Source organism: Candidatus Endolissoclinum faulkneri L2, assembly GCF_000319385.1.
In the GTDB taxonomy this organism is placed as follows: domain Bacteria; phylum Pseudomonadota; class Alphaproteobacteria; order Thalassobaculales; family Thalassobaculaceae; genus Thalassobaculum; species Thalassobaculum faulkneri.
Genome location: NC_019566.1, coordinates 253,457 through 278,733, shown reverse-complemented (window position 1 = coordinate 278,733; position 25,277 = coordinate 253,457). Strand labels below are relative to the sequence as shown.

The window sequence follows — 25,277 nt, the reverse complement described above, 5'->3', positions numbered from 1 at the left end:
TAAAAAATACTGCTTGATACCATTCTACTCACTGATTTGCAAGTTTTTATTCGTTTATGAGTTAATGTTGCTTTTAATGCGCTGATATAGATTTATAAAACTAATACTCTCATATTGTTATGATCTTTAACTTTGAGTGAATTTATTAATTGGCTGATTAACTTAATAATGTGTCAATATGAAGTTAATTACGATATTGAAATATGAAAAAAAAACAAAAGCTAATTTAGAATATTTTTATGTAACTTACTACTTATACTTGTGATATTGAAGCTGGTAGTTAAAATACAAAAGACTAAATTTAGCTTAAAACATTAGGTTATCGCAAATAATAAATTATTCTTAATAGGTTATTTTTATGATAAATAATAGCTTTTTATTCCTTTCGTACCTTCTTCACCAACAATAGATAGCCCTTATCAGTTGTGAATTTGCTAGAGTAAACTATGACTTTTTAATCTAATTGCTGAAACTCTAAACAGAGGTATGGAGGATTGCTTGTGCATTTTGATAAATTTGGAGAAACTTTATGACCGCAGGAGCATTGGAACTTTCGCATCTTGCTCAACAGAGGATCGTAATCCTAGACGGTGCTATGGGTACTATGATTCAAGAAATGAGCTTAACAGAGAATGATTTCCGCGGAGATCGCTTCACTGATGCGAGCCATACTCTGAAGGGAGACAATGATATCTTGAACTTATCTCAGCCAGAGAAAATTGAACATATACATCTTCAGTATTTTAATGCTGGCTCTGATATCATTCAAACTAATACTTTCAATGCTACTTCAATCAGCCAGGCGGATTATGGTCTTTCTCATTTAGCAAAAGAAATTAATGTAGAAGGTGCAAGAATAGCCCGCAGTGCTGCTGACAAAGTGCGCGCTGCAAAGGGGATAGCTACTTTCGTCGCTGGATCTCTTGGACCGACGAACCGTACCGCATCAATCTCACCAAACGTTTCTGATCCAGGGGCACGCAACGTCACGTTTGATAAACTTCGCGATGCTTATCTTGAAGCAACTTTAGGGCTGATCGAAGGCGGTGTTGATATAATTCTGGTTGAGACTATCTTCGATACACTTAATGCCAAAGCGGCTTTGTTTGCAATCGAACAAGCATTTGACAAATTAGATATTAAACTACCGATTATGATTAGTGGTACTATTACTGATCTTTCGGGTCGAACACTCTCTGGACAAACGCCAGAAGCGTTCTGGAATTCGCTACGTCACGCCAATCCTTTTAGCGTTGGCTTTAATTGTGCACTAGGAGCGAAAGATCTACGCCCGCACATAGCAGAGCTATCTCGAGTAGCTGATGTCAGAATCTCTGCATATCCTAATGCTGGATTACCAAACGAATTCGGCGGCTATGACGAGAAACCAGAACAGACCGCTTGTCATATTGCAGAATGGGCAAAAGAAGGGCTGGTGAATATAGTAGGCGGTTGTTGTGGGACAACTCCGGCGCATATAGCAGCAATTGCCAATAGTCTGAGTGGCATAGCCCCGCGCATTGTACCTCATCTATCAAGCCAACTACGATTATCCGGTCTTGAGCCATTTGATCTAAGGAGCGCATTGTGACAGAAAATACTGGTACATTTGTTAATATAGGAGAACGAACTAACGTTACTGGCTCAGTACGTTTCCGCAAGCTAATCTCCGAAAAGCAATATGATACTGCTCTTGAAATTGCCCGCCAGCAGGTAGATGGTGGTGCTCAAATCCTTGACGTGAACATGGACGAAGGCTTACTCAACAGCGAAGCTGAAATGTCTAGATACTTAAATTTGATCGCCAGTGAGCCAGACATTAGTCGTGTTCCTATCATGATAGATAGTTCTAAATGGTCAGTGATAGAAGCTGGTCTGAAATGCCTGCAGGGCAAAAGTATTGTCAATTCAATAAGCTTGAAAGAAGGCGAAGAGCAGTTTCTTAAGCAGGCTAGATTAGTACATCGCTATGGAGCAGCTATGGTAGTTATGGCTTTTGATGAAAAAGGCCAAGCTGAAACCGCTAAACGCAAATACGAGATTTGCAAGCGAGCATATGACATTCTGGTAAAAGAAATTGATTTTCCTCCCGAGGATATCATCTTTGACCCGAACATCTTTGCTGTGGCAACTGGTATCGATGAGCATAACGATTACGCACTAGCCTTCTTTGAAGGCACTAAATTGATTAAACAAAACCTACCACACGTTCATGTTTCAGGAGGCGTATCGAACGTTTCTTTTGCATTCCGCGGCAATAACATGGTGCGTGAAGCTATGCACACTTGCTTCCTGTACCATGCAATCAAAGCTGGACTGGATATGGCCATCGTTAATGCCGGATCTCTGCCAGGATATCAGGACATCCCTGAAGATTTGCGAGAACGAATTGAGGATGTTCTACTGAACCGATCTCAAAATGCTACTGACCGAATGCTAGAAATTGCCGAAAGGTATCGCGGTTCTACTGGAATTACTAAGATAATTGACAATACATGGCGTGAACAGACCGTAGATGAGCGCCTAGAGCATGCTTTAATACATGGCATTAGCGATTTTATTGAAATAGATGTAGAGGAAGCGCGACAAAAATACGACAAGCCAATTCAAGTTATTGAAATACCGCTAATGAACGGCATGAACCTAGTAGGTGACTTGTTTGGCGCTGGAAAGATGTTCTTACCTCAAGTAGTAAAATCAGCACGTGTTATGAAAAAAGCTGTCTCTATCCTGTTACCTTATATCGAAAAGCAAAAAAATGAGGATCACCATAGCAAAGGCAAGATCTTAATGGCTACTGTCAATGGCGATGTTCACGACATAGGCAAAAACATCGTTGGTGTTGTACTGCAGTGTAATAACTATCAGGTTATTGATCTGGGAGTTATGGTATCCTGCGCAAAAATATTAGAAGTTGCCGCTAAAGAAAAAGTAGATATTATTGGTCTTTCAGGTTTAATTACTCCAAGCTTAGATGAGATGGTATATGTCGGATCTGAAATGCAGCGTGCAAAATTAGAATTGCCATTGCTAATTGGTGGGGCGACAACTTCAAAGATGCATACAGCTGTAAAAATTGATCCAACATATAACGGACCTGTTGTCCATGTAACAGATGCTAGTCGTTCAGTAGGAGTAGTTCAGGCATTGCTATCGCGCGATAGACGCTCTGCCTATGCGAAAAGTATTCGCGCTGAATACCAAACTATGGCTAAGAAACGATACATTAGTCGCATCGATCGTAATCGTATTACCATAGGTGACGCTCGATCTAACCGATCGAAATTTGAATGGAGCAATTATCAACCGCCGAAGCCTACTTTTGAAGGTATTAAGGTATTTGATGGCTATCCACTACAAGAATTGATCAATAGAATCGATTGGCAACCCTTTTTCACTACTTGGGAGCTGCGCGGGCGTTTTCCTGATATTATCGATGATCCACTTGTTGGCAAAGCCGCTAGGTCATTGTGGAACGACGCTAAAGATATGTTAAAGCAAATAATAGATAATAAGTGGGCTAGGCCTCGTGCAGTGATAGGGTTTTGGGCGGCAAAATCTGATATGGACGACATCCGGTTAACAACCGATAATGGTGAGTTTGTTGTGCACACTTTACGTCAACAAATTCCGCCTAGATCAAATAGGGCAAATTTAGCTTTATCTGACTATATATCACCTAATGGTGATGATTGGCTAGGAGGATTTACTGTTACCGCTGGCAAAGAAATTCAAGAAAGGGCCAAAAATTTCGAGGAAATTGGAGATGTATACAATTCTATTCTCTTAAAAGCGCTGGCAGACCGTCTTGCAGAGGCTTTTGCTGAGCGTTTACACGAAAGAGTACGTCGCGAATTTTGGGGTTATGCAACTACTGAGGATCTATCTAACGATAGTCTCATCGCAGAAGATTACCAAGGAATTCGTCCAGCTCCTGGCTATCCAGCCTGTCCGGACCACACTGAAAAGAGAACTTTATTTGATTTGCTGGACGCCGAAAAGCAAGTAGGTGTTAATTTAACTAAATCATTTGCTATGTGGCCAGCTGCATCGGTTTCTGGTTGGTATTTCTCTCATCCATCTGCTCGTTATTTCGGACTTGGTAAAATTGATCGAGATCAAGTGGAAGATTATGCTCAGCGTAAGGGAATGTCAACAAAATTAATAGAGCGTTGGTTAGCTTCATCGCTTGCCTACGATACGGAGAAAAGCGAGATTAAATTCTAATTAAAAAGTTATAGCATTCTTAAGCATAGCTTTCAAACTACTCTAATAATCTTGATTGAAATGGTATAATCTTAACTTGCAACATGACATAATATAACATACTAAGTATTAGGGATAATACTCATGTTGTCAACAAGTCTATTAATCTAAATTTTTTAAACACTTCGATACTTTTTTTTAAGTGCAATTACACTGCTCGCTTGTTGTAAGTATAGCGTTTGTGCAGATAATCTGTGACCAAACGTACCATAATACGTAGTAATAAACTGTTAGAGAATCGTCCGAGAAAATGAATTATGAAAGCATTTGCCTAAATTTATCGCTTGCGGATATAAAGAATAGTAAAGAAAAATATTGCTAATATCGAATATTATAATTCAAAAGTTGATTAATTTTATATAAGCTAACGAAATTTCTTTCGTCAAGAAAGATTATAATTGAGTTATGTTCAAACGATTTAACATGTTAACTATTCAATAATAATTTAAATATATAAACAATATGCGTTATTCATATAATAAATATCGCGTTTAATATACTAAACAAGAATTTTTAAAGATGCTTTTATAATTAGCAAAAAAAATTTAGCGTTATATAGATAAATTATAGATATTTAACAATATAATCAATAAAGTCAAACTTGATAACTAATTTATTCGGGGAGTAGCTCAGCATGGTAGAGCACTGCCTTCGGGAGGCAGGGGCCGGAGGTTCAAATCCTCTCTCCCCGATTAAGATATCACGACATGATAATTTATTTAAAAAAAATCAATCAGCATTCAATTAACGTATTTATCTTTAGATTCCATAATTCTTTTTGTACCAAAAATAACGTGGAATAAAACTAGTTATTATTAAAATAAACATCATTGCAAATAAACTTATCTCAGCAATAATTTTTACTTTTTTAGCTATTTATCATTGTAGCAATATATAAAACTAACTAGTACTAATTAATCTGCTATCCAAATTTTTTATAAGCTAGCATTTTTCTAAATGCAAAAAAATATCTAATCGAATCAAACAATTTTTAATACCTCATCTAACCTAAACTGAGTAATCCTAATATTATTAAATTACATTATTTATATGCAAACGCTGTGTTAAGCATAGAAAGTTCCGAAAAAAAGAACAATCAATTCCTCTAAAAAATTAAAATAAAAAACAAAAATAAAGTGCAGTAACAGTTATTGATAGCAATCAACTGATATTTCTCAATACCATGCTAATGACATCGACAATAAAGTCAATTTGATTCTTTTCAATTATTAATGGAGGCGATAAAGCAATGGTATCACCGGTAGCGCGAACCAATAAACCTTTATTATAGCATTGCTTGAAAGCCTCAAGTGCACGAACGGTAGGTTTGTTATGAACACTTTCCAATTCAATTCCAGCAACCATGCCAAGATTACGAATATCAACAACATATCTGCTGCCTTTTAAGGAATGCACAGCTTCTTGAAAGTAATGTGCTAATTCAGCTGATCTCGTAAATAGTCCTTCATTTTGGTATAATTCAATAGTAGCAAGGCCTGCAGCGCAAGCGAGTGGATGACCAGAACATGTATATCCGTGAAATAACTCAATAGCACTTTCCGGCGCATCCATAAAAGCTTCATAAATACCATTGCGGCAAAATACTGCTCCCATAGGAACTGTACCATTCGTGATTCCTTTAGCTGTGGTAAAAATATCAGGTCTTACAGCAAAATAATCGCTAGCGAATGCCGTACCGAGACGTCCAAAACCAGTAATCACCTCATCAAAAATCAGTAGTATATCGTGTACATCACAGATCTCTCGTAAACGACTCAAGTATCCCTTCGGAGGGATAAGAACACCTGTAGATCCTGCTAATGGTTCCACAATAACAGCAGCTATAGTCGATGGGTCATGTAAAACAACCAACCGTTCTAAATCATCCGCTAAATGTATACCCCATTCCGGCTCACCTTTACTGTAAGCATTATGTTTGATATTATGGGTATCACATATATGGTAAACACCATTTAACAAGTTATTAAATTGCTTGCGATTAGCTGCAATTCCGCCGATCGAAATGCCTCCAAAATTAACCCCATGATAGCTTCGCTCGCGTGCAATAAACTTAGTACGTGTCCCACTGCCCCGGGAGTACTGATAAGCTAAAGCAATCTTCAATGCAGTATCAACAGACTCTGATCCAGAATTAGTAAAAAAAACGTGACTAAAACCCTCCTTCATATGAATTAAACGTTCAGCAAACTCGAATGATAAAGGAGATCCTATCTGGAATGATGGAGCAAAGTCAAGGATTGCTGACTGTTTTTTTATTGCATCAACAATTGATATACGACAATGTCCAGCATTCGAGCACCACAATCCTGAGGTACCATCTAGTATTTCTTGACCATCTGCAGTGGTATAATATACTCCTTCAGCTTTTACAAAAAGGCGAGGATTATGTTTAAAATCACGATTAGCAGTAAATGGCATCCAAAAAGATTCAAGATTATTCAATTTTATTGGGTTCACAAGATCCTCTTAAACTATATTATATACATGAAAAAACAAATTATTATAATAATGTCATGCCTGTTAAAAATTAATTAACTATATTAAAGGCTAACAGAAAAAATTTTGCCACAAGAAATCAATCAAAAATATACAATTCAAGAGAACTATTAGTATTCATTACCATAATTATGCAAATTTATAATTTTTACTAAAAACTATTTCTCAAGGCAAGTTTATAAAGTCAATAGTCCCTAAATCACCATAGTACATTAAAAATAATTAAACGAAGTACAATTGGTCTAATCATATGGACGTCAATTTACCTGTTAATCTACAGTATTTTTATCTAAGCATATACAAAATATGTTCTCGTAAGTACAATGAAAGCGCAGTATACAAATTACAAATTAACAATCGAGTTAGTTTTACTCGCTAACACACTATAATTAAGGTAACAAATGCTTAGCCATTACGTAGCTAATGCGGGGAAATGTATAATTGATAGTGAAAGCGAATGCAGCTAAGATCTAGTGATAACCCTTACGAAAGCTGAAAAACAACTTAATTGCTGCATTATGCAGTAAATGCTAAAAGTATAGCGCTAATTAATGATAAAAATTACTTAGTAACTTTATCTATAAATTTTGTAGAAGAATAAAATTATAGTTTTATTATTATCTAATAAAATTATATATTTTGGATATATTAGGAAATATTAATAAAAAATAATATTTTATATTCTTTAATCCAATGCAGTATATATATCTGCTGTAAAAATTATAAATAGTCAGATGCTTTAGATTATTTAATTAACTAATTATCTTGAATGAAGATAATATGATTAGAGACTTAATCATCTTTCTAAACTCCAATCACCCAGTCAAACTTCAGTCATTGATTAATGTGGAAAGAATAAGCAAAATTAACAATGCATATCTGTAAACCTACTGAGGATAAAACACTATAATTTAGAATAAATTGATTGATAAAAATAATTGTTCCTCAACTAAATATGCGCTATTTTATTCAATTTTTCTAATACTTGTGGTAAAAATATAGCTTAATTTCAACTTAACATTAGTTAAGCGACTATGCGCTAAAAGCATGCAAAATAATCATTTACCCTTCAAATAGAACATACGACATAAGCAGTACAGAAGATATTAAACAATAATTACAATCATTAATGACACTCATTACCATGCAGACTTTACAAAAGTACAGATCAACATTCCATAACAATTATTAAGATTAGTGTATTAAGTTTAAAAACAAGCATCGCAAAATGGTAGAAGAGAAGAGATTTGGAATAACAAAGCTTCGTCATAGCAGATTACGTCCCTTTTCTTGCTTTGCAGCAAAGTTAACTGATCCGCTATTTTACAAGCGTGGATTCGTAAAGGGAATAGTACCTAGAAGGTGGAGAGAAATCGTTGGCGTTAATCTAGCGCAATGCTGTGCTCCTGAATCTCTACATTTTCCGCATGGTGAAAGTTATGGAGCTATCTTAAAAATCATCTCCCTGCCTGGTACTGCCTTAGAAATCGAGTATTTATCTCCTCAAATCATTGATAAAGTAAATAGATACTTAGGCTTTGGCGCGGTAGCTAGAATACAAATTCGCCAAGGTATACTGGCAAAATCGCCAAAATTACAACGACAAATTTTTGTTAAACTAGAAGAAATGGAAAAAAAAGCTATCTATGATCAGGTCACTGGTGTACATGATATAAATTTACGAAATCATCTTCAAGCCTTAGGCGAAGCAATTATCCTACGCAACAAGTCAATGGATGCTGTTGAATAAGTATAGTATTTTAAACAATTGCAACAGACTTAAAAAAGATGAGCTTTTGAGGAAATAAACACTAAAATTTCTACTGTGTTATAGTTAAATGTATGCCAAACAAAATACATACTACACACAATTAAATTTATGATATTCTTTTATTCGGTTTGATATAGCAGGTGAGGAGGTAAATCATGTTCGTATTATGTTAATGATTAAGAAATACTCCAAAAACTATTACATTACTTACGTAAAAATTGCAATAAGTTAAATATTATTAATAACATACAAATTAGTAATCAAATTCAATACAGTATATAAGCTTAAGATATACACCATTAATATTTGCGAGATTATATATGTTAAAATATCGCATTATTGACTATTAGTCTAAATAATCAACTCAACCTAAGTTTTCTTGTTGAGTAGATCTCATCTACATTGTAGAACTTGAAAAATAACAACTGGCATTGGAAAATGCTAGCTTAGTTAAAGCTAATAAATAGCCATAAATTACACTGTAAGGAGAGATCTATTCTTGAGCGATTAGTATAGTATTAGGATTAATCTTTAGTAAGAAAAGTATTGATCAGAATAAAAATCAACAGTACCAATATACTATTAAGCTAAACGAGTCAGTGTATTAGGAACAATAATCTTGTTATTTAGTTAAACAGCAATGATTAAATATCATACATGATATTATCCAATCTCTGCCAATCACCAATCGTATTCATAAACTTAAAATATGTGTTATTTTTTAGTTAAAATATTATATCAATAGCCTGCTTATAAAAAACAAAAAAGTTAAAGTAATAATATAGCTGGCCTGACAATAGCCGAAACACAATTTATTTAAATCAATAAACGCGGCGATTAAAATTATAAAGGTTAACTTGAAACAAGAATATCTTCTTAGAAAGAGAAGAGGATACTAACTCATTTTTTTACCTCACATTATCTAAAAATTTAGCTAATTTGGGTATAGCCACAAGGGCGTTAATTGCACATGTTTCTAAGCTAATTTTTTAAATACTTGACTAACATTCCTAATCAAATGTTGCTGTAATTTTAGTTAAGTTTAATGATCATTAATTACATTTCTATACTCGTTAATTAAACTAATTAGCTAAACTATCAATAAAATTGATTTCATCATGAATTAAACATTATGAAATACTCAAATTTACCTACACCATCAACCACAAACATTCAATATCATTGAAGAAAATTCAGCATTATTAATGCAGCCGCAAATTACAATAAAAAAACTATGTTTAAATTTCTAGGATAAAAACTTAATCTACTAATTTTTATCATGTATTAAAATATCATTACACTATATGGTATCAACATGGAAACGATTACAGCAACACGGATCTAACCTAAAGAATGTTAATCAAGTAACAAGAATACATTTAAACTTTCTATATTTTCAATTATAGCTTTGCCTACACTTTGATTCAAAATAAAAGTGATGACTTAAAAATTAATATTGTTCTCAGCTTGCTGACGCCAACATCAAGTCTAGTGTTATAAAGCAATAATAAATTTTGTCTTTCTGAGAAAAAAGTTTTTCCTTAAATTTATTCGAACAGCAAAATCTTCTAAAATTAATCTTTTATAACATAAAACAGAAAAAATTACTCTCTAATAGAGTTGGCATTGATATGATTACTCTAAAGTAAATTAAGTAATATAGTAAATATATACACTGTTTGCTATACAATAAAACAATTTAATTCATTAGCCTTGTTTTTTTATCGTATAGCAAAAAATTTTTAAGTTATTTTTTACATAAAAAAGAAAGCTGGCAACTTATTCCGTAAGATTTTTCGTTTTTTTGTAAAGCAAATCCCTTTTTAAAATAAAATTTACCACTTGAATGCAGCAGAACATACACTAGCTTCTAATCTAGAAGCTGTAAAAATAGCTGTTACCGTAATAATTATTTTATAATGCATAAACAACAAATTATGCACCATGCTAAAGTCCGCCGTCAAACATAAAGATAATATTGTATGTAGGCAGATAATACAGTTAAGTTAATTTTACACAAACGTACAAGGCTTACTGTTTTTTTATTTAATAAGCTATCCATAAACTTTTAAAGAAAATAATGCAATCGCTTCCTTGACGCTGGAATTGTTCCGTGAATAATACTGATACCCAGTGAGTGATACCGTTACTGTAAAAAAAACTTAAGAAATAATGGTATATTATTCAAACTGTTACCAAAAAAATCTTAGAAAATTTAGTAGTTACACCAGCTACATTCATAGATTATTGACAACTTGTAAATAGCATTTTCGCTAAGAGCACTGCCCATTGCGTAGCAAAATTAATTGGTTAATAATCTGGAAATACCAATAAATGTTATCTTTATCTGTTAATACTGTAATTACATGTAAGCAAAATATTTAAAGATTAAAATGGATTAAATGCTGCTCCATCGAATAATGATCTTTACTGTTTTAATGATGCGGCTAAAATGAGAGAACTTTATTGACTGGCTTATTAATTTGTTATTTTTATAAGCTGCTGATCAAAATGCTTTTTCTTAAAGGTTTTCATTCAGTCAGTCAAAGCTAGCAAAATCTAAAACGAGAAAGGAGTTTTAGTTGGTATCTCCAGTTGCACAGTTTCAGATTAAGTCGATTGGTCCAGAACTTAATTTATTTGGCATCGATATATCCTTTAACAATTCAGCCCTATTCATGATTCTAGCTACCATTCTGACGTGCGTATTCTTTATGAAATCGATAAAGGCTAATTATATGGTCCCTAATCGTATTCAATCTCTCGCAGAGATGGCTTATGAATTTAGCATTAATATGTTATCAGAAAATGTCGGTCGAGAAGGGAGAGCATACTTCCCTTGGATCTTTTCATTATTTATGTTTATTCTATCAGGTAACTTATTGGGTATATTACCTTACTCTTATACCTTCACCAGTCAAATTATTGTGACCTTCTCTATATCGATAACAATCTTCTTATGCATAACTGTTGTTGCTTTTATCAAGCATGGTATAAAATTCTTTACTTTCTTTTTACCATCAGGAACGCCTATATATATGGCTCCTTTGCTGATTCCGATTGAAATTTTATCGTATCTTTCACGCCCGATAAGTCTATCAGTAAGATTGTTTGCTAATATGATGGCTGGACATACAATGATGAAGGTATTTGGTGGGTTTGTAGTCTCTCTTGGTGTCGCGGGCGCTGCACCGTTACTCGTCTTGGTAGCATTAACTGGTTTTGAAGTGCTTGTGGCAGTACTTCAGGCTTATGTGTTTACGATCCTTACCTGCATTTATTTATATGACGCTCTTTACTTGCACTAATTACCCCCTACAAAAAATATTAAAATTGCTTATAATATTACTGTTTAGAGAAGGAATAGGCTAATGGAACTTGAATCTGCTAAAATGATTGGTGCTGGTCTTGCTGTTGTTGCCCTAATGGGTGTGGGTATTGGCATTGGCAATATATTCTCCACATTAATTGCTTCTGTAGCCCGCAACCCAGCAGCTCGTGGAGAGGTATTTAGCATAGGTATTTTAGGATTTGCTCTGACAGAAGCTGTTGCATTGTTTGCGCTGTTAATTGCTTTTTTAATCCTATTCACTTAAAAAATATATTATTTTGGCAATTGCCTGAGTTATCTGAATACAACCTAGAAAGAATATTTTAAATATGATTCTCAGCAAAGCAATCTACTGTTTCCGTAATCTATACCTGATTCTTTTATCAGCTATTACGTACAAACTACCAGCTTGGGCAAACTCAGACAAACAATATAATAGCAGTGGTTTGCCACAATTTGATACAGATACATACTCAAGTCAAATTTTCTGGTTGATTGTAAGTTTTTTGCTGTTTTATTTTATTATGTCAACAAAAGTTATTCCGCGAATAGGTTTTATTCTCAGAGAACGGCAAAAGCGAATTGAAAATGATATAAATATTGCCAATAGACTACGAGAAGAAGCTGATGAAATGAAAATTAGATACGAGACATTTCTAGGTGAATCCAGATCGCAAGCTAATGAGATAATTTGTAACTCAATTAACCAAATTGATAATCAGCGGGCTTATGCTAAAAAAACACTAAAGTCATCAGAAAGAATTAAATCAGCCGCAGCTATTATTATCGAACAACGAACTAAAGCCCTTAAGAGTTTAGACTCCGTAGCTTGTGAAGCTGCTGCTGATGCGACAAAAAAATTGATCGGTGTATCGATAAGTAAGGGCAAAGTTGCAAAAGCTGTAATGGCCGTAACGCGCGAAAATACCCAAAATGTTACTTGATCCGACATTTTGGGTTGCAATTGCCTTTGCTATATTTTTAGTGATTGCTTATTGGAAGGCTTGGCCTTTCATTGTGGGTATTCTTGATGCAAGAAGTAAAAAAATTTATTCCTCTCTTGAGGAGGCTAAAGTACTGCGCAAAAATGCTCAAACTATTAATGATAGTTGCAGACGTCATCAGAGAAACGCACTCCATGAAGGTGAAATCATTATAAATCAAGCTAAATCTCAAGCTATAAAAATGCAAACCGATGCTGAGATAAGCTTGGCTAGCTACATAACTAATCAAGAAAATTTTGCTATGAAAATGGTTAAGATAGATGAAATTAAAGCTTTTCAAGAAGTTCAATCTCAAATGACCGATCTTACAATTTCTGCTACAACAGTGTTAATTGCAGAAAACATTAATAATACTACTCATAAAAAGCTTTTCTCTGAAACCATAGATGAAATTTTAGTTAGATTTTAAATAAGTAGATTATATAATAGAAATCTACATCAAATATATAACTAACTATATCGTTTTTGACTTAACTTTTTAAGTTAATGGCGTTTAATTTTAAGTTGAATGCTAATGTTTGATATTATTTGCGAAATGCACTGTAATTAAAAGATATGGCGAGTTTTAATTAAATTCTTTTATTTACTTGCTTAAATTAGTTTTTCTAATCTCTGTTCAACTAACAAAAATTATACAATTATATATGATTGATTGTAGCTAATAATAATGGTTATAATAAGGTATTATTATTTATGAGCATATTATTTATTAGGTAAAAATAAAAGCAATAGCCTTACCTTATTAAAAAATAACCCTATCAATCGCGATGCTTAAAAAAGCTGCTATTTAAATAAATGCTAGGATACTTCTATTTATTTATTCATTTAATCAATAAATTTTACATTTATTACGAGCATATAAAAAATATGGCTTATCGAATTCATCGCAGATGCAATATTATAAAATATAAATTATTTTCTACACTAATCATTTAAACAAACGAATCTAGCATTAGAGCAAAATTAAATAATAAAAAATTTTTTGTATTTTTATAAATTTAACCTAGTTTATTCTTTTATTCATGCTTTTCTGTGTTAACAGCTTCATCTTAAAAATTGTATTATTTTGCGATATTCAGCGTAAGCAAACTACTTAATAAAAATATAACAATTAAGCCAATTTCTTTTTATCGCTGATGTTAACTATCAATCACATGTGATCTGTCTTCTGATTTAATATTTTTATCGAAAAAAATTGACTAACTGGATAATACTTACTAAAGCAATTTTTAAGATAAATATAGAATTTAATCTACAATAAAGTAGATCTTTACTTAACTAGTAAATTATTAACACAAAATCACATACATCCACAATTAAAAATTGTGGTAAGTAAAAGTTAACTTATAATAACTTATAAACGGTACCAATCGCAGTATTTATTATTCACTAGATTTTTCGGTGAATAATATAACTACATTAATTTTTATTAAAAAACTTAATTATTTTTTAAATCCAATGCTTGTATAAAAAATAGTGCTATAAATTAATAAGTTTTAAAATCTTAATAGAGCAAATTATAGATTGATTTCAATAAATTATTGTAATAACGCGAATGAATACTATTAATACTAATTTAAAATAAATCCTAAATTGCACGTTCACAACAAAATACAAACTGTTATTGATGATGTTTAAAATAGATAGTAAGATTGCTAATTATAAAATTAAGGTATATAACTCCATGTATTATGGAGTTTGCAAAGTAGTTTAAATAGACTTTTCTTTCATTTGAAGAAAATACTAATAATGTCTATGTATATAGGAGCATGTATACAGGTATTAACACGGAAATATTTTAAATTAATGGCTAATAAGTGCTGTATTGGGAAAATTCAATTCAAAAATTGAATAAAATAAAAATTATTTATAGTATTAGTAGATTTTAGCGAAAAAAATTTTTTAGTTAGATTCAATTAATAACATAAGATATGTTTGTTATTTCTCTTCTTTACTTGAAAAAATATATTCCTTAACAGGTAGATCTAAAGATCAGTATCAGTACTTAATTTTTGAATATTATTTGTACGATGCTTTGTATTTCTAAGAGTTTATTAACAATCTTTCAGGCTATTTTTTTTAAATGTAACAGTAACAATAAAAGTTTTGCTTTACTTAGAATATCTAAGTTTATCATTTTTTATTTAAAGATTAATAGCTAGTGTATAATTAATTTAAAATGTAAGTTCGACTAACTTTAATAACTTCACTTCTCTCCACAAACATTCTAGCTAACTTAGCTGGCCAAAAGTAAATGATTCTTTATTATTCATTCGTATTCTCGTGTATGGTTTGATAAAGCATGAGAAAAATTCATAGGTGGGTAATAGTACATTAATACTGTAACTAAAAAAACATTATTAATTGTAGCAAGCAAAATTACTAATATTGGTCTTTCATAATTAATGAAGGATTAATTTTACTTTGCTGCAGCAAACATAAATATTATCAACTAATAAATTTTTAGCATAAAAAATTCTTTATTAGCAAAAAAACTTTTAAAAAAAAATTCCAACCAATTAAAATAACAATAAGTCAACAATAATCATTCAAGGAATATGGTATAATTTGCATAAATATTTCTTCTCTACGCTTATAACAATAATATTCTATCCATAGAGCAAAATTATATAATATATAATTTTGCTCTAACAATAAAACTAAATAGCAAAAGCGTATAAAAATTTAAAATTGCATTTATATTTTATAATAAATTAAAAAGTTTTTTTCTGTCTTTAGGTCATTTTTGTAAATGATATATAAATCAACAGCGTTAGTCGCTAGATTATCTTTGTTAATTCTACTTTAAACACTAAAGAATACTTATTTTTCTATTGAAATAAAATGAATATTATTTAATCAGGGTAGATTGTATGCTTAATTTTTTCATTATATTAGCATCTAATGTGACAAATAACAAGTACCTAATATTTATTAATAATAAGATGAATAAAGAAAATGGAATAAAGACACTATTAACAGAATAAGTAAGTAGTTTATAACGAATATCTGCAATTATTCTATGTCAAAGACAATGTCATGAATAATTTAACTACTTCATCACTCTAGCAATAGAGCAAGTTAACAAAACAAACACTAAAATAATGCAAACAATTAATATTAATTCAAACATTACAAATAATCTTTTATCCAATTAAATAATAACAAAAACTAATTAATGGGAAATTTAGTTAAAATAGATAGCTAATTAATTGCATATTAATTATCTTAAAAAGTAATATTTTTATTGTTTTAATAGAACAAAAACAAGTAAATACTGCATCTTTTATAGCCTATACTTAATATAGTATAATTTTTTACTTGCTATCGATTAAATATTTGCTTATTTAACAAATAATATCTAACCTGTTATTATAGAATAAAATATATAGATATATAAAACGCCTTCGGTAATAGATTACAATATACTTATAAAAATTATAAGGTAATAAAAAGTAAAAACATCAAACCGATAATTAAACATGCATTAAGAGAATTACCTAATCCTTAATTAGGTAATTCTAAGCAATTGAAATAGATATAATGTCAAATATCTTTGAGCCATTAGGTGTTGTCACTTCTACAGATTCACCAACTCGCTTACCGATCAAAGCGCGAGCAATGGGAGAAGCAGTAGATATAAAACTTCGAGAAATATCGACTTCATATGGACCAACAATCGTGTAGCTAGTCAGTTCTTCTGTCTCTTCATCAACGATCTCAACAGTTACTCCGAAAGTAACAGTTTCACCTTTTAACTTCTTCGTATCGATCACCTCACAACGACTAACTATATCTTCAAGTTCGGCAAGACGACCTTCTATGAAGCTTTGACGATCTCTTGCAGCGCAGTATTCAGCATTTTCAGATAAATCACCATGCTCTCTAGCTTCAGCGATCGCCTTAACTACCGCAGGACGTTCCACAAACTTTAAGTTTTTTAATTCATTTCTCAGACGAACATAACCTTCTGAGGTTATCGGCACCTTTTCCATTGACTTATCGACCTATTATAAACTAGCTTTATTACTCCTTACACAAGCAAAGCTTAAGAAAATTAAAAACACGATTATGTTATTATAATCTCTCTTCGCGAGATGATTAGAAAGATCTGGTGAGATAATTTTGAATCGGGTTTACCTCAAGATTCCCCTCTCGCATTGCAGTTATTGCACGAACAGCAGCACTCGCACCTTCCACAGTTGTATAATATGGAATATTGTACGTTAGAGCAGTATGACGCAAGCTAAAACTATCACGGATTGCCTGTGCACCTTCGGTAGTATTTATCACTAAATCCACATGACCAGAAAGCATTTTATCCACAATATGTGGTCTTCCTTCTAGGACTTTCCTTACGCAATAACTATCAATGCCAGCATTTTTTAGAGCGTAGGCTGTGCCTGTGGTTGCTATAATAGTAAAACCAAGATCCTTTAGAGAAGTAGATATTTGTAAAATTGCCGTTTTATCAGAATCTTTTACAGAAACAAATACCGTTCCGGTGGATGGCAAAATAATGCCAGCGGCTAGTTGCGACTTAGCAAAAGCACGATCAAAACTATTATCAATACCCATAACTTCACCGGTTGATTTCATTTCTGGCCCAAGAATAATGTCAGTATCTGGAAAACGTGAGAAAGGGAATACTGCTTCTTTTACAGCTACGTGTTTGTGATCCTTAGTCGGTAAAGTAAAAGCGCTTAACTTTTCACCAGCCATTACTCGACTAGCTATTTTAGCTATTGGTACACCAGTAGCCTTAGCAACGAATGGCACAGTTCGTGAAGCACGAGGGTTTACCTCCAAGATAAACACCTCTTCTTCACGCACAGCAAGCTGCACATTCATCAAGCCAACAACATTTAACCCCTTAGCCAGGATAGTAGCCTGACGCTTGACTTCTTTAATTACACTCTCTCTCAGAGAGACAGGCGGTAAAGAGCATGCACTATCTCCTGAATGAATTCCGGCTTCCTCAATATGCTCCATGACGCCAGCTATAAAAACGTCAGTGCCATCAGCAACAGCGTCAACGTCGATTTCAGTAGCGTTACGCAAAAAACTATCGATTAGCACCGGATTATTACCTGATGCCAATACAGCCTTAGTCATGTAACGACGTAAACCTTCTGCCTCATGCACAATCTCCATAGCTCTACCGCCCAGCACATAGGATGGTCGAATGACTAATCTATAACCAATCTGATCAGCAATCTTCTCTGCTTGTTCCGTAGAAGTAGCAATCCCGTTAGCTGGATGCCGTAAATCCAATCGACGTAGTAGTTTCTGAAAACGATCACGATCTTCAGCCAAATCAATCGCGTCTGGTGATGTACCTAAAATCGGTATCTGAGCCTTTTCCAATGCAGCGGCTAGCTTCAAAGGAGTCTGACCACCAAACTGAACAACACAGCCAATAACTTTTCCATTGGACTGCTCAACATTAACCAGCTCGATCACATCCTCCGCCGTTAAGGGTTCGAAATACAGTCGATCAGAAGTATCATAATCAGTAGAAACTGTTTCAGGATTGCAATTTACCATTATAGTTTCAAATCCAGCTTCTGACAAGGCATAAGCAGCATGAACGCAGCAATAGTCAAACTCAATACCCTGACCTATCCTATTGGGGCCGCCACCAAGAATAATAATTTTCTTAGAACAACTCGGGTTTGCTTCATTATTTGAAGCATCAAAGCCAGTATTAATTTCATAAGTAGAATACAAGTATGGAGTATACGATGAAATTTCGGCTGAACAAGTATCAATCCTTTTAAAAACTGGATGCACACCAAAGCTACGGCGCCTAGCAGAGATCACATCCTCTTCGTGCCCAGAAATCTGACCAATCCTTGCGTCAGAAAAACCCATTGATTTGATTTTTTGCCAGCCAGCAGCGTCGGAAGGTAATCCTTCACTTTCAATTGCACGTTCAGCAGCAATTATTTCAGCAATCCTGTCTAAAAACCATGGGTCGATGCAACAAGCTCGATGTACTTCATCTACTGATACTCCAACGCGTAATGCTTGGGCTACATTCAAAAGCCGATCAGCTGTCGCTCGAGACAATTCAGAAGTAATGGCTTGAGAATCAACTTTTTCTCCTGAAACTCCCTTCAGCTCTATCGGTTCAAGACCACTAAGACCTGTATCCAAGCTACGTAAAGCCTTTTGCAAACTTTCTTGAAAAGTTCGCCCTATAGCAACAACTTCTCCTACCGACTTCATAGAAGTTGTCAAATTAGAATCGCTACCTGGAAACTTTTCAAAAGTAAAACGTGGAATCTTAGTAACAACATAGTCAACAGTTGGCTCAAAACTAGCTGGAATATTCCCAATAATATCATTACTTAGTTCATCCAGAGTATAGCCAACAGCAAGCTTAGCAGCTATTTTAGCAATAGGAAAGCCGGTAGCTTTTGAAGCTAAAGCTGACGAACGCGATACACGTGGATTCATTTCAATGACAACTTGACGACCTGTTACTGGATCAACGGCAAATTGTACATTTGAACCGCCAGTATCTACCCCTATACAGCGTAGAACAGCAATAGAAGCATTACGCATACGCTGATATTCCTTATCACTTAGCGTTAATGCCGGAGCAACAGTGATACTATCGCCTGTATGCACTCCCATTGGGTCAACGTTTTCGATAGAGCATATAATCATGCAATTATCTGCTTTATCGCGAACCACCTCCATCTCAAACTCTTTCCAGCCCAATACACTTTCTTCAATCAACACTTCGTTAATAGGAGATAGACGAATGCCATTACGAACAATTTGCTCAAATTCCTCAAGATTATAAGCAATGCCACCACCCTGTCCACCTAACGTATAAGATGGCCGAATAATTACTGGTAGCCCTACATGCTCAATTGCCGCGGCTGCCTCGGCAAAGTCTTTTATTAGAGAGGAACGTGGTGTTTCCAACCCAATTCCAGTCATTGCCTCGCAAAATTGCTGTCGATTTTCTGCCTTTTCAATAGCTGCTAAGTCAGCACCAATCAGTTGAATACCGAATTTCTTCAGTATACCATCCTGAGATAAAGAGCGAGCAACATTCAAAGCAGTTTGACCGCCCATAGTTGGTAACAAAGCATCTGGGCGTTCACGCTCAATTACTTTAGCAACCACGTTTGGATTAATTGGCTCTATGTAAGTAGAGTCAGCTATACCAGGATCGGTCATAATAGTAGCTGGGTTTGAATTCACCAATACTACCCGATATCCTTCATTCTTTAGTGCTTTACAAGCTTGAGTACCAGAATAGTCAAACTCGCAAGCTTGACCAATAACAATCGGCCCAGCTCCAATAATTAAAATCGATGCAATATTTGTATTTTTTGGCATATTAGAAAATTTCTAAATTCTTTAGAAACTATTTATCTATTCATTGAAGTATACACGCCGCTTGTTAGCGAATCTTATTCGATTATACGTATTAATAAATTACTACCTCTAAAGGCAAAACATAGAATATATTTTACTTTATTGAAGTACTTTTGGTAAAATTAAAAATACAACAATAAAAATGTTCTATTATATTGTCAGTATAATTACAAACAGTAATGTGTGAAACAATTTTCAAATATTTATTTACAATAAATATTAAATTAGAATGCAGTAGCAATTGAAAATTTCAAGATCAGGGAATTATAATATTTTACGAATTTTACTTTTTCTAGAAGAAGAGCAACTTTGGTTAAAAATATTTAAAATTATCTTAAGCAGTTTAATGTAAATAACTAGTATCATCATTTACTATTAGAAATAGTAGGATATTCAACGATATAATCAATTTATAAATAAATATTACAAAAATAATATACCATTTCAATAATATTATTGACATTAGTTTTACTAAAAATTAATTTCTAATTACAAGAAAGTAAAGCATAAAAATAACTTACAATATACATTTATTACCTCTATCATTTAGCAAGCAAAGATTATAAAAATTATATTTTACCTTTTAGTGCAATAAAATACTTAAGAAACGCTAAGCATTACGATTTTATATACCGTTAAATGGATTAAAATTAATTTTTTTTAATTAAATTAAAGTTTCGTATTATTTTACCCGCTCATTGCTTTTAAAAACTTAGTAAATAGATAACGACTATCCGTTGGGCCTGGTGATGCTTCAGGATGATATTGCACACTAAAAATCGGCTTATTATCTACTTTAATTCCCTCTACAGAACGATCAAACAATGAGCAATGAGTAATAGTTACACCATGTGGCAAACCAGTCTCTGCGACAACAAAACCATGATTTTGAGTAGTAATCTCTACCTTACCTGTCTCTAAATCTTTAACAGGATGATTCGATCCCCGATGTCCAATGTGCATTCTTATAGTCTCAGCTCCTAGCGCTAATGCTAGAAGCTGATGCCCAAGACAAATCCCAAAGATCGGTTTATCGCTATCTATAAGTTTTTTTATTTCTGGTACCGCATAAATACTCGTAATTGTCGGATCGCCCGGGCCATTAGTTAAAAATATCCCATCTGGCCTATAATCAAAAATTTCCTCAGCTGTTGTATTAGCTGGTACCACTGTTACCCTACAACATATATCTGCAAGGTTACGCAACATATTACGTTTAGCGCCATAATCTATAGCGACTACGTGTTTCTTTGCTGCAGTCATTCTACCATAACCGTCTTCACGGCTATTTTTAGCAAAACTCCAAAGAGTAGTATCCCATGAATAAGTATTTTTGCATGTAACTTTTTTAACAAGATCAATACCTTTCAGGTCTGAGCATTCAATAGTTTGCTTTTGCAGAGAATCAACGTCAAATTTTCCGTCATAAGCAACGCATAAAGCGCCATATGTGATACCATCATCTCGAATACGTCGAGTTAACCATCGCGTGTCAACTCGAGAAATGCATGGTAAATCATGAAACTTTAACCAGTCGTTGAAAGTATGTTCAGCTCTGTAATTAGAAAAACCTGTGATGTCTGCACGGAGCACGCAACCAATGGCTGTCGGCGACGCAGTTTCATAATCGTTGACGTTAGTACCAACATTTCCCACATGTGGAAATGTAAAGATAATAATTTGCTCAGTATAAGATAGATCAGTAATTATCTCCTGGTATCCTGTTATCGATGTATTAAAAACAATTTGACCTACTCTCGTTACATTAGCTCCAAATCCACGACCAAAAATAGTCGTCCCATCTGCTAAAACTAGTACCGCCGTTGCTTCATACGGAATAGCGTTAGCCATACTCATCGATGCTCTCCTAAAATTCAGCTATTATTAAAATTAAACTCTATCTAATCTCAATAAAGCATAAATTCTTTTTAAGAATTATTGGGCTATAAAGTAAATTAAAGCTAATGATTTTTATTAAAAAATATTAAGCAAAATTTTTATAAGGTATTTCATGTAAAATTTAAATACTTATTCAAAGATGCTGTTTAAAGAAATAAATAAAAATTATCGTATTTACAGCGCATAGAATATAATTCTCTATATACGATTGTCTACCTACAAATTATTTATCAAACGTAATATATGTGCTATTATACGCATTAGGTAACAAATAAACATAGAAGCTTAATTAAATCAAAAACAACTCAAATAATTATTGCTAGACTTAATGACTCAAGATAAACAATATAAGTCACTTATATGCAACAGATAAAATTGTCCTACAAAACTCAAAATAATACTTATCTATAACCTTTGATAATATACTAAAGGGAATAAATTAACCAAAAGGTTAATAGTAGGAGTAAAAGCATTTAGTTATATTGCTAAAAATGATAGATTAAGATTATTATCACAGTTAAGCAATGCTTATATAAGGATTCTTTAAGCCATCAAACTAATTTATCGATTATTTATCAAGAATCTTAATATAAATTAAGAGCAATTGATTAATTTATATAAATTTATTTGTATTTTACGCGCTATAATATGGGTATATAACAATCCGTTATGCTTGTTTTACTATACAATCACAATAGAAATTATCTTTCTGCGATTACAATGTAAAAAGCTTACTTATAGTTGACTAATATATGATTTATTATCAATAATAAGGATTTAGTTAGCAATTAAACAAATCTAAATAACAACAATAAATTGCATTAACAAACGTAAAAATAACTTTTTCTCAAGAAGAGATTAGTAATTATACGTTTTTTACATATAAGAAAAATACATTGATCTGTTAATAAGCAAAGACAGCAATAACATTAAGCTTACACTTAATCAATAAATTATACCACTTTATTTTGCAAAGAAATTTAACTGACTCAATAGTCAATCTATTGAGATTATATAGTACATTTATTGTGTTAAAGATTCAAATTGAATACTTATAAATTATTTATACAATACTGTATTAATATATATTTAAAATTAAAATAATTTATCCTTATTCTTAAGTCAATGGATTACCACAAATCAAGTAAAGTAGTATTGTAAAAAGCCAAAGCAATTATTTTGCTTAATTAAAACAGTAAATTATTTAGCGAGCATGCATTTTTAAGAGAAAAAAATAATTAACTAAAATACATAATAGCAAATAATATCTCGTTTATGGTCAGTTAATTTGTCATATTTGCTTTGGCAATCTTAGTACCATGCGCAAAAAAACAAGAAATTTTTCCAACTACGCCATCAAGCCGTAGTAATAAAGTGTGCTAACTAATGATATTCGTAACTCTACAATTACATAATTGCCCTATATAATAGTTTTGATTAAAGATAAAATTGCTGTAAACCGTTGCTACTAGTCAAATGCTTAATTTGACAATAAAACTCATTCGTTTCCACCAGAAAGATATACTAAAGTAAATTACTTAAGTATATCTGCAAAAACCTATCACTTATGCAAGAGCAAAAATTTTTATTTTTCACCGAACCCAATATATGAGATGACAAAACTTATTAAATCATAAAAAATGCTATAAGCTTTATTTAGGCGAAAATAATTGTATAATGACTAAAATTATTCACATTTACTAATAAATCGATAAATTTATGCAAGTGACATAATTAATCTACTACCCTGCAATTACTTAAAAATGATCCTATACTGTAATTATCAAATTTACATTGATACTAGAGATCAAACACGAGTAGTATTTCTATTTTCTACCACTTCGAGAGCCAAACCGCTATCAGCTCTAACAACCTTACGATAAAAGCAACTCAAATATCCCAAGTGACAAGCTCCTGAACCAACTTGCTCAACTAGCAATAGTACTGTATCCTGGTCGCAATCAAGTCGGATTTCCTTCACTAATTGTATATGACCGCTGCTCTCGCCCTTTAGCCAAATCTTCTTGCGCGAACGCGAGTAGTAATGCGCATTACTAGTTAAGATAGTTAGAGATAATGCTCTGGTATCCATCCAAGCCATCATCAGCAACTTATTAGTTTTGACATCGAGTACAATCGCGGGAATTAGGCCATCCATCTTAAATTCTGGAGCAAATTTACTACTTTCTTTAGCCTTGTTATTGTCACGAGATTTAGCAAATTTAACCGTAAAATCATTCATTTTGGCAATTACCTAATTTTTCTATAGTAAAAACGTATAGCAAAAATTTTTCTTCTAAAAACACAAAAATTGTATTTTGTCGTTAAACCATAGATGAAATTATCTTCAAAGACTTAATCTAATTAAAATCTTCTATTTTCGTTAATATGTACTCATTGCTTAAAGTTGTTATTTTATTTTAATATACTCTGCATTGTTTCTTAACTTATAGGCAACGGAGAAAAATGTAATCAATAATTTTGATTATAATATCATTACTTAAAAGCTTGCATTATAATAATTTAATAACAGATGTTTTAGACAAAACGATCTAAACGAACCGCCAATCTCCGCAGATTACTATTCTAAATAGATTTGTACTCTAGATATGCCAATTAATCATAATAGCAGGAGATACAGAGATTTATATATTTCTCGTGACAATCAATTTATTGATATTGTGGCTATAATTGGCGCTTCATAGTTTTCTCTATTGATAGGCTTAACTTAAATTAAAAAACATAAAAATAACGTTAGCATTAACATTACAGTATAACTGTATCTTATGCAAATCTCTAGACTTAACTAAAAGCTTAGAAGTAGCATTATACAACATGGTAAATCTATATTATATAATACTATTATATAATTAATTTTGTCATTAAAATTCACTTTTTCATCTTGATTAAGGTTAACCTAAGCCCCTTTAGGGCAAACAATTGCCTATTTATTACAAGTAATAAACCGATGATTATTGCAAGAAGTTTAGAACAATTTGAGTCTGCGTTATTATTTTAATGACGTTAGAAGCTATTTAGTCATTGTGTCTCCGGGCTATATACCAACAAGCTGTAATTTTCGGTTAACTTA

The 25,277-nt window shown here is 32.6% G+C and carries 12 protein-coding genes and 1 tRNA gene; 8 read left to right on the top strand and 5 right to left on the bottom strand.

Annotation, left to right across the window (positions count from 1 at the left end; genetic code table 11):
- The first annotated feature begins 529 nt into the window (after positions 1–529).
- The 3 genes from A1OE_RS00915 to A1OE_RS00905 all read left to right on the top strand — a co-directional run bounded on the left by A1OE_RS00915 (position 530) and on the right by A1OE_RS00905 (position 4,958).
- Entirely contained in the window at positions 530–1,591 is a 1,062-nt protein-coding gene (locus A1OE_RS00915) for a homocysteine S-methyltransferase family protein (RefSeq protein ID WP_015087995.1), read from the top strand.
- Complete coding sequence (gene metH / locus A1OE_RS00910) at positions 1,588–4,227, top strand: methionine synthase (RefSeq protein WP_015087994.1); 2,640 nt, start codon at positions 1,588–1,590, stop codon at positions 4,225–4,227. The genes A1OE_RS00915 and metH overlap by 4 nt, the downstream gene beginning before the upstream one ends.
- Before the next feature lie 657 nt (positions 4,228–4,884).
- Positions 4,885–4,958: transfer RNA gene (locus A1OE_RS00905), tRNA-Pro, on the top strand.
- A gap of 469 nt (positions 4,959–5,427) precedes the next feature.
- On the opposite strand, the gene aptA is transcribed toward A1OE_RS00905, so the two are convergent.
- A complete protein-coding gene (aptA, locus tag A1OE_RS00900) occupies positions 5,428–6,744 on the bottom strand; it encodes an omega-aminotransferase AptA (RefSeq protein ID WP_478210116.1) in 1,317 nt (438 codons plus the stop codon).
- Between the two features lie 1,267 nt (positions 6,745–8,011).
- On the opposite strand from aptA, the gene A1OE_RS04125 reads away from it, so the two are divergent.
- The 5 genes from A1OE_RS04125 (at position 8,012) to A1OE_RS00875 (ending at position 13,298) form a co-directional block, all read left to right on the top strand.
- Positions 8,012–8,533, top strand: coding sequence for a DUF721 domain-containing protein (locus A1OE_RS04125; protein WP_015087988.1), 522 nt, complete (start codon positions 8,012–8,014; stop codon positions 8,531–8,533).
- A gap of 2,603 nt (positions 8,534–11,136) precedes the next feature.
- Positions 11,137–11,862 (top strand): F0F1 ATP synthase subunit A, encoded by a 726-nt coding sequence (locus A1OE_RS00890; RefSeq protein WP_015087985.1) that lies wholly within the window; start codon positions 11,137–11,139, stop codon positions 11,860–11,862.
- Between the two features lie 63 nt (positions 11,863–11,925).
- Complete coding sequence (locus tag A1OE_RS00885; protein WP_015087984.1) at positions 11,926–12,150, top strand: ATP synthase subunit C family protein; 225 nt, start codon at positions 11,926–11,928, stop codon at positions 12,148–12,150.
- A gap of 64 nt (positions 12,151–12,214) precedes the next feature.
- The gene (locus tag A1OE_RS00880; RefSeq protein ID WP_015087983.1) at positions 12,215–12,829 is read left to right on the top strand and encodes a F0F1 ATP synthase subunit B family protein; all 615 of its coding nucleotides are present in this window, start codon (positions 12,215–12,217) and stop codon (positions 12,827–12,829) included.
- Positions 12,819–13,298, top strand: a complete 480-nt coding sequence (locus A1OE_RS00875) for a F0F1 ATP synthase subunit B family protein (RefSeq protein WP_015087982.1) — start codon at positions 12,819–12,821, stop codon at positions 13,296–13,298. Before A1OE_RS00880 ends, A1OE_RS00875 begins: the two co-directional genes overlap by 11 nt.
- Before the next feature lie 3,112 nt (positions 13,299–16,410).
- On the opposite strand, the gene greA is transcribed toward A1OE_RS00875, so the two are convergent.
- The 4 genes from greA to hisI all read right to left on the bottom strand — a co-directional run bounded on the left by greA (position 16,411) and on the right by hisI (position 24,428).
- Positions 16,411–16,884, bottom strand: a complete 474-nt coding sequence (greA, locus tag A1OE_RS00870; protein WP_015087976.1) for a transcription elongation factor GreA — start codon at positions 16,882–16,884, stop codon at positions 16,411–16,413.
- 106 nt (positions 16,885–16,990) lie between these two features.
- Positions 16,991–20,248, bottom strand: a complete 3,258-nt coding sequence (gene carB, locus A1OE_RS00865) for a carbamoyl-phosphate synthase large subunit (protein ID WP_015087975.1) — start codon at positions 20,246–20,248, stop codon at positions 16,991–16,993.
- A gap of 726 nt (positions 20,249–20,974) precedes the next feature.
- Positions 20,975–22,144 carry a glutamine-hydrolyzing carbamoyl-phosphate synthase small subunit gene (carA, locus tag A1OE_RS00860; protein ID WP_015087972.1) on the bottom strand — a complete coding sequence of 390 codons (1,170 nt, stop codon included), beginning with the start codon at positions 22,142–22,144 and terminating at the stop codon, positions 20,975–20,977.
- Positions 22,145–23,993: 1,849 nt separating this feature from the next.
- Complete coding sequence (hisI, locus tag A1OE_RS00855) at positions 23,994–24,428, bottom strand: phosphoribosyl-AMP cyclohydrolase (RefSeq protein ID WP_015087970.1); 435 nt, start codon at positions 24,426–24,428, stop codon at positions 23,994–23,996.
- Positions 24,429–25,277 lie beyond the last annotated feature (849 nt).

What these genes read in the sequence shown, in the direction of transcription:
- A1OE_RS00915 (WP_015087995.1), top strand. Translation starts at nt 530, where the DNA reads ATGACCGCAGGAGCATTGGAACTTTCGCATCTTGCTCAACAGAGGATC.
- A1OE_RS04125 (WP_015087988.1), top strand. Translation starts at nt 8,012, where the DNA reads ATGGTAGAAGAGAAGAGATTTGGAATAACAAAGCTTCGTCATAGCAGA.
- A1OE_RS00885 (WP_015087984.1), top strand. Translation starts at nt 11,926, where the DNA reads ATGGAACTTGAATCTGCTAAAATGATTGGTGCTGGTCTTGCTGTTGTT.
- A1OE_RS00880 (WP_015087983.1), top strand. Translation starts at nt 12,215, where the DNA reads ATGATTCTCAGCAAAGCAATCTACTGTTTCCGTAATCTATACCTGATT.
- A1OE_RS00875 (WP_015087982.1), top strand. Translation starts at nt 12,819, where the DNA reads ATGTTACTTGATCCGACATTTTGGGTTGCAATTGCCTTTGCTATATTT.
- greA (WP_015087976.1), bottom strand. Translation starts at nt 16,884, where the DNA reads ATGGAAAAGGTGCCGATAACCTCAGAAGGTTATGTTCGTCTGAGAAAT.
- carB (WP_015087975.1), bottom strand. Translation starts at nt 20,248, where the DNA reads ATGCCAAAAAATACAAATATTGCATCGATTTTAATTATTGGAGCTGGG.
- carA (WP_015087972.1), bottom strand. Translation starts at nt 22,144, where the DNA reads ATGAGTATGGCTAACGCTATTCCGTATGAAGCAACGGCGGTACTAGTT.
- hisI (WP_015087970.1), bottom strand. Translation starts at nt 24,428, where the DNA reads ATGAATGATTTTACGGTTAAATTTGCTAAATCTCGTGACAATAACAAG.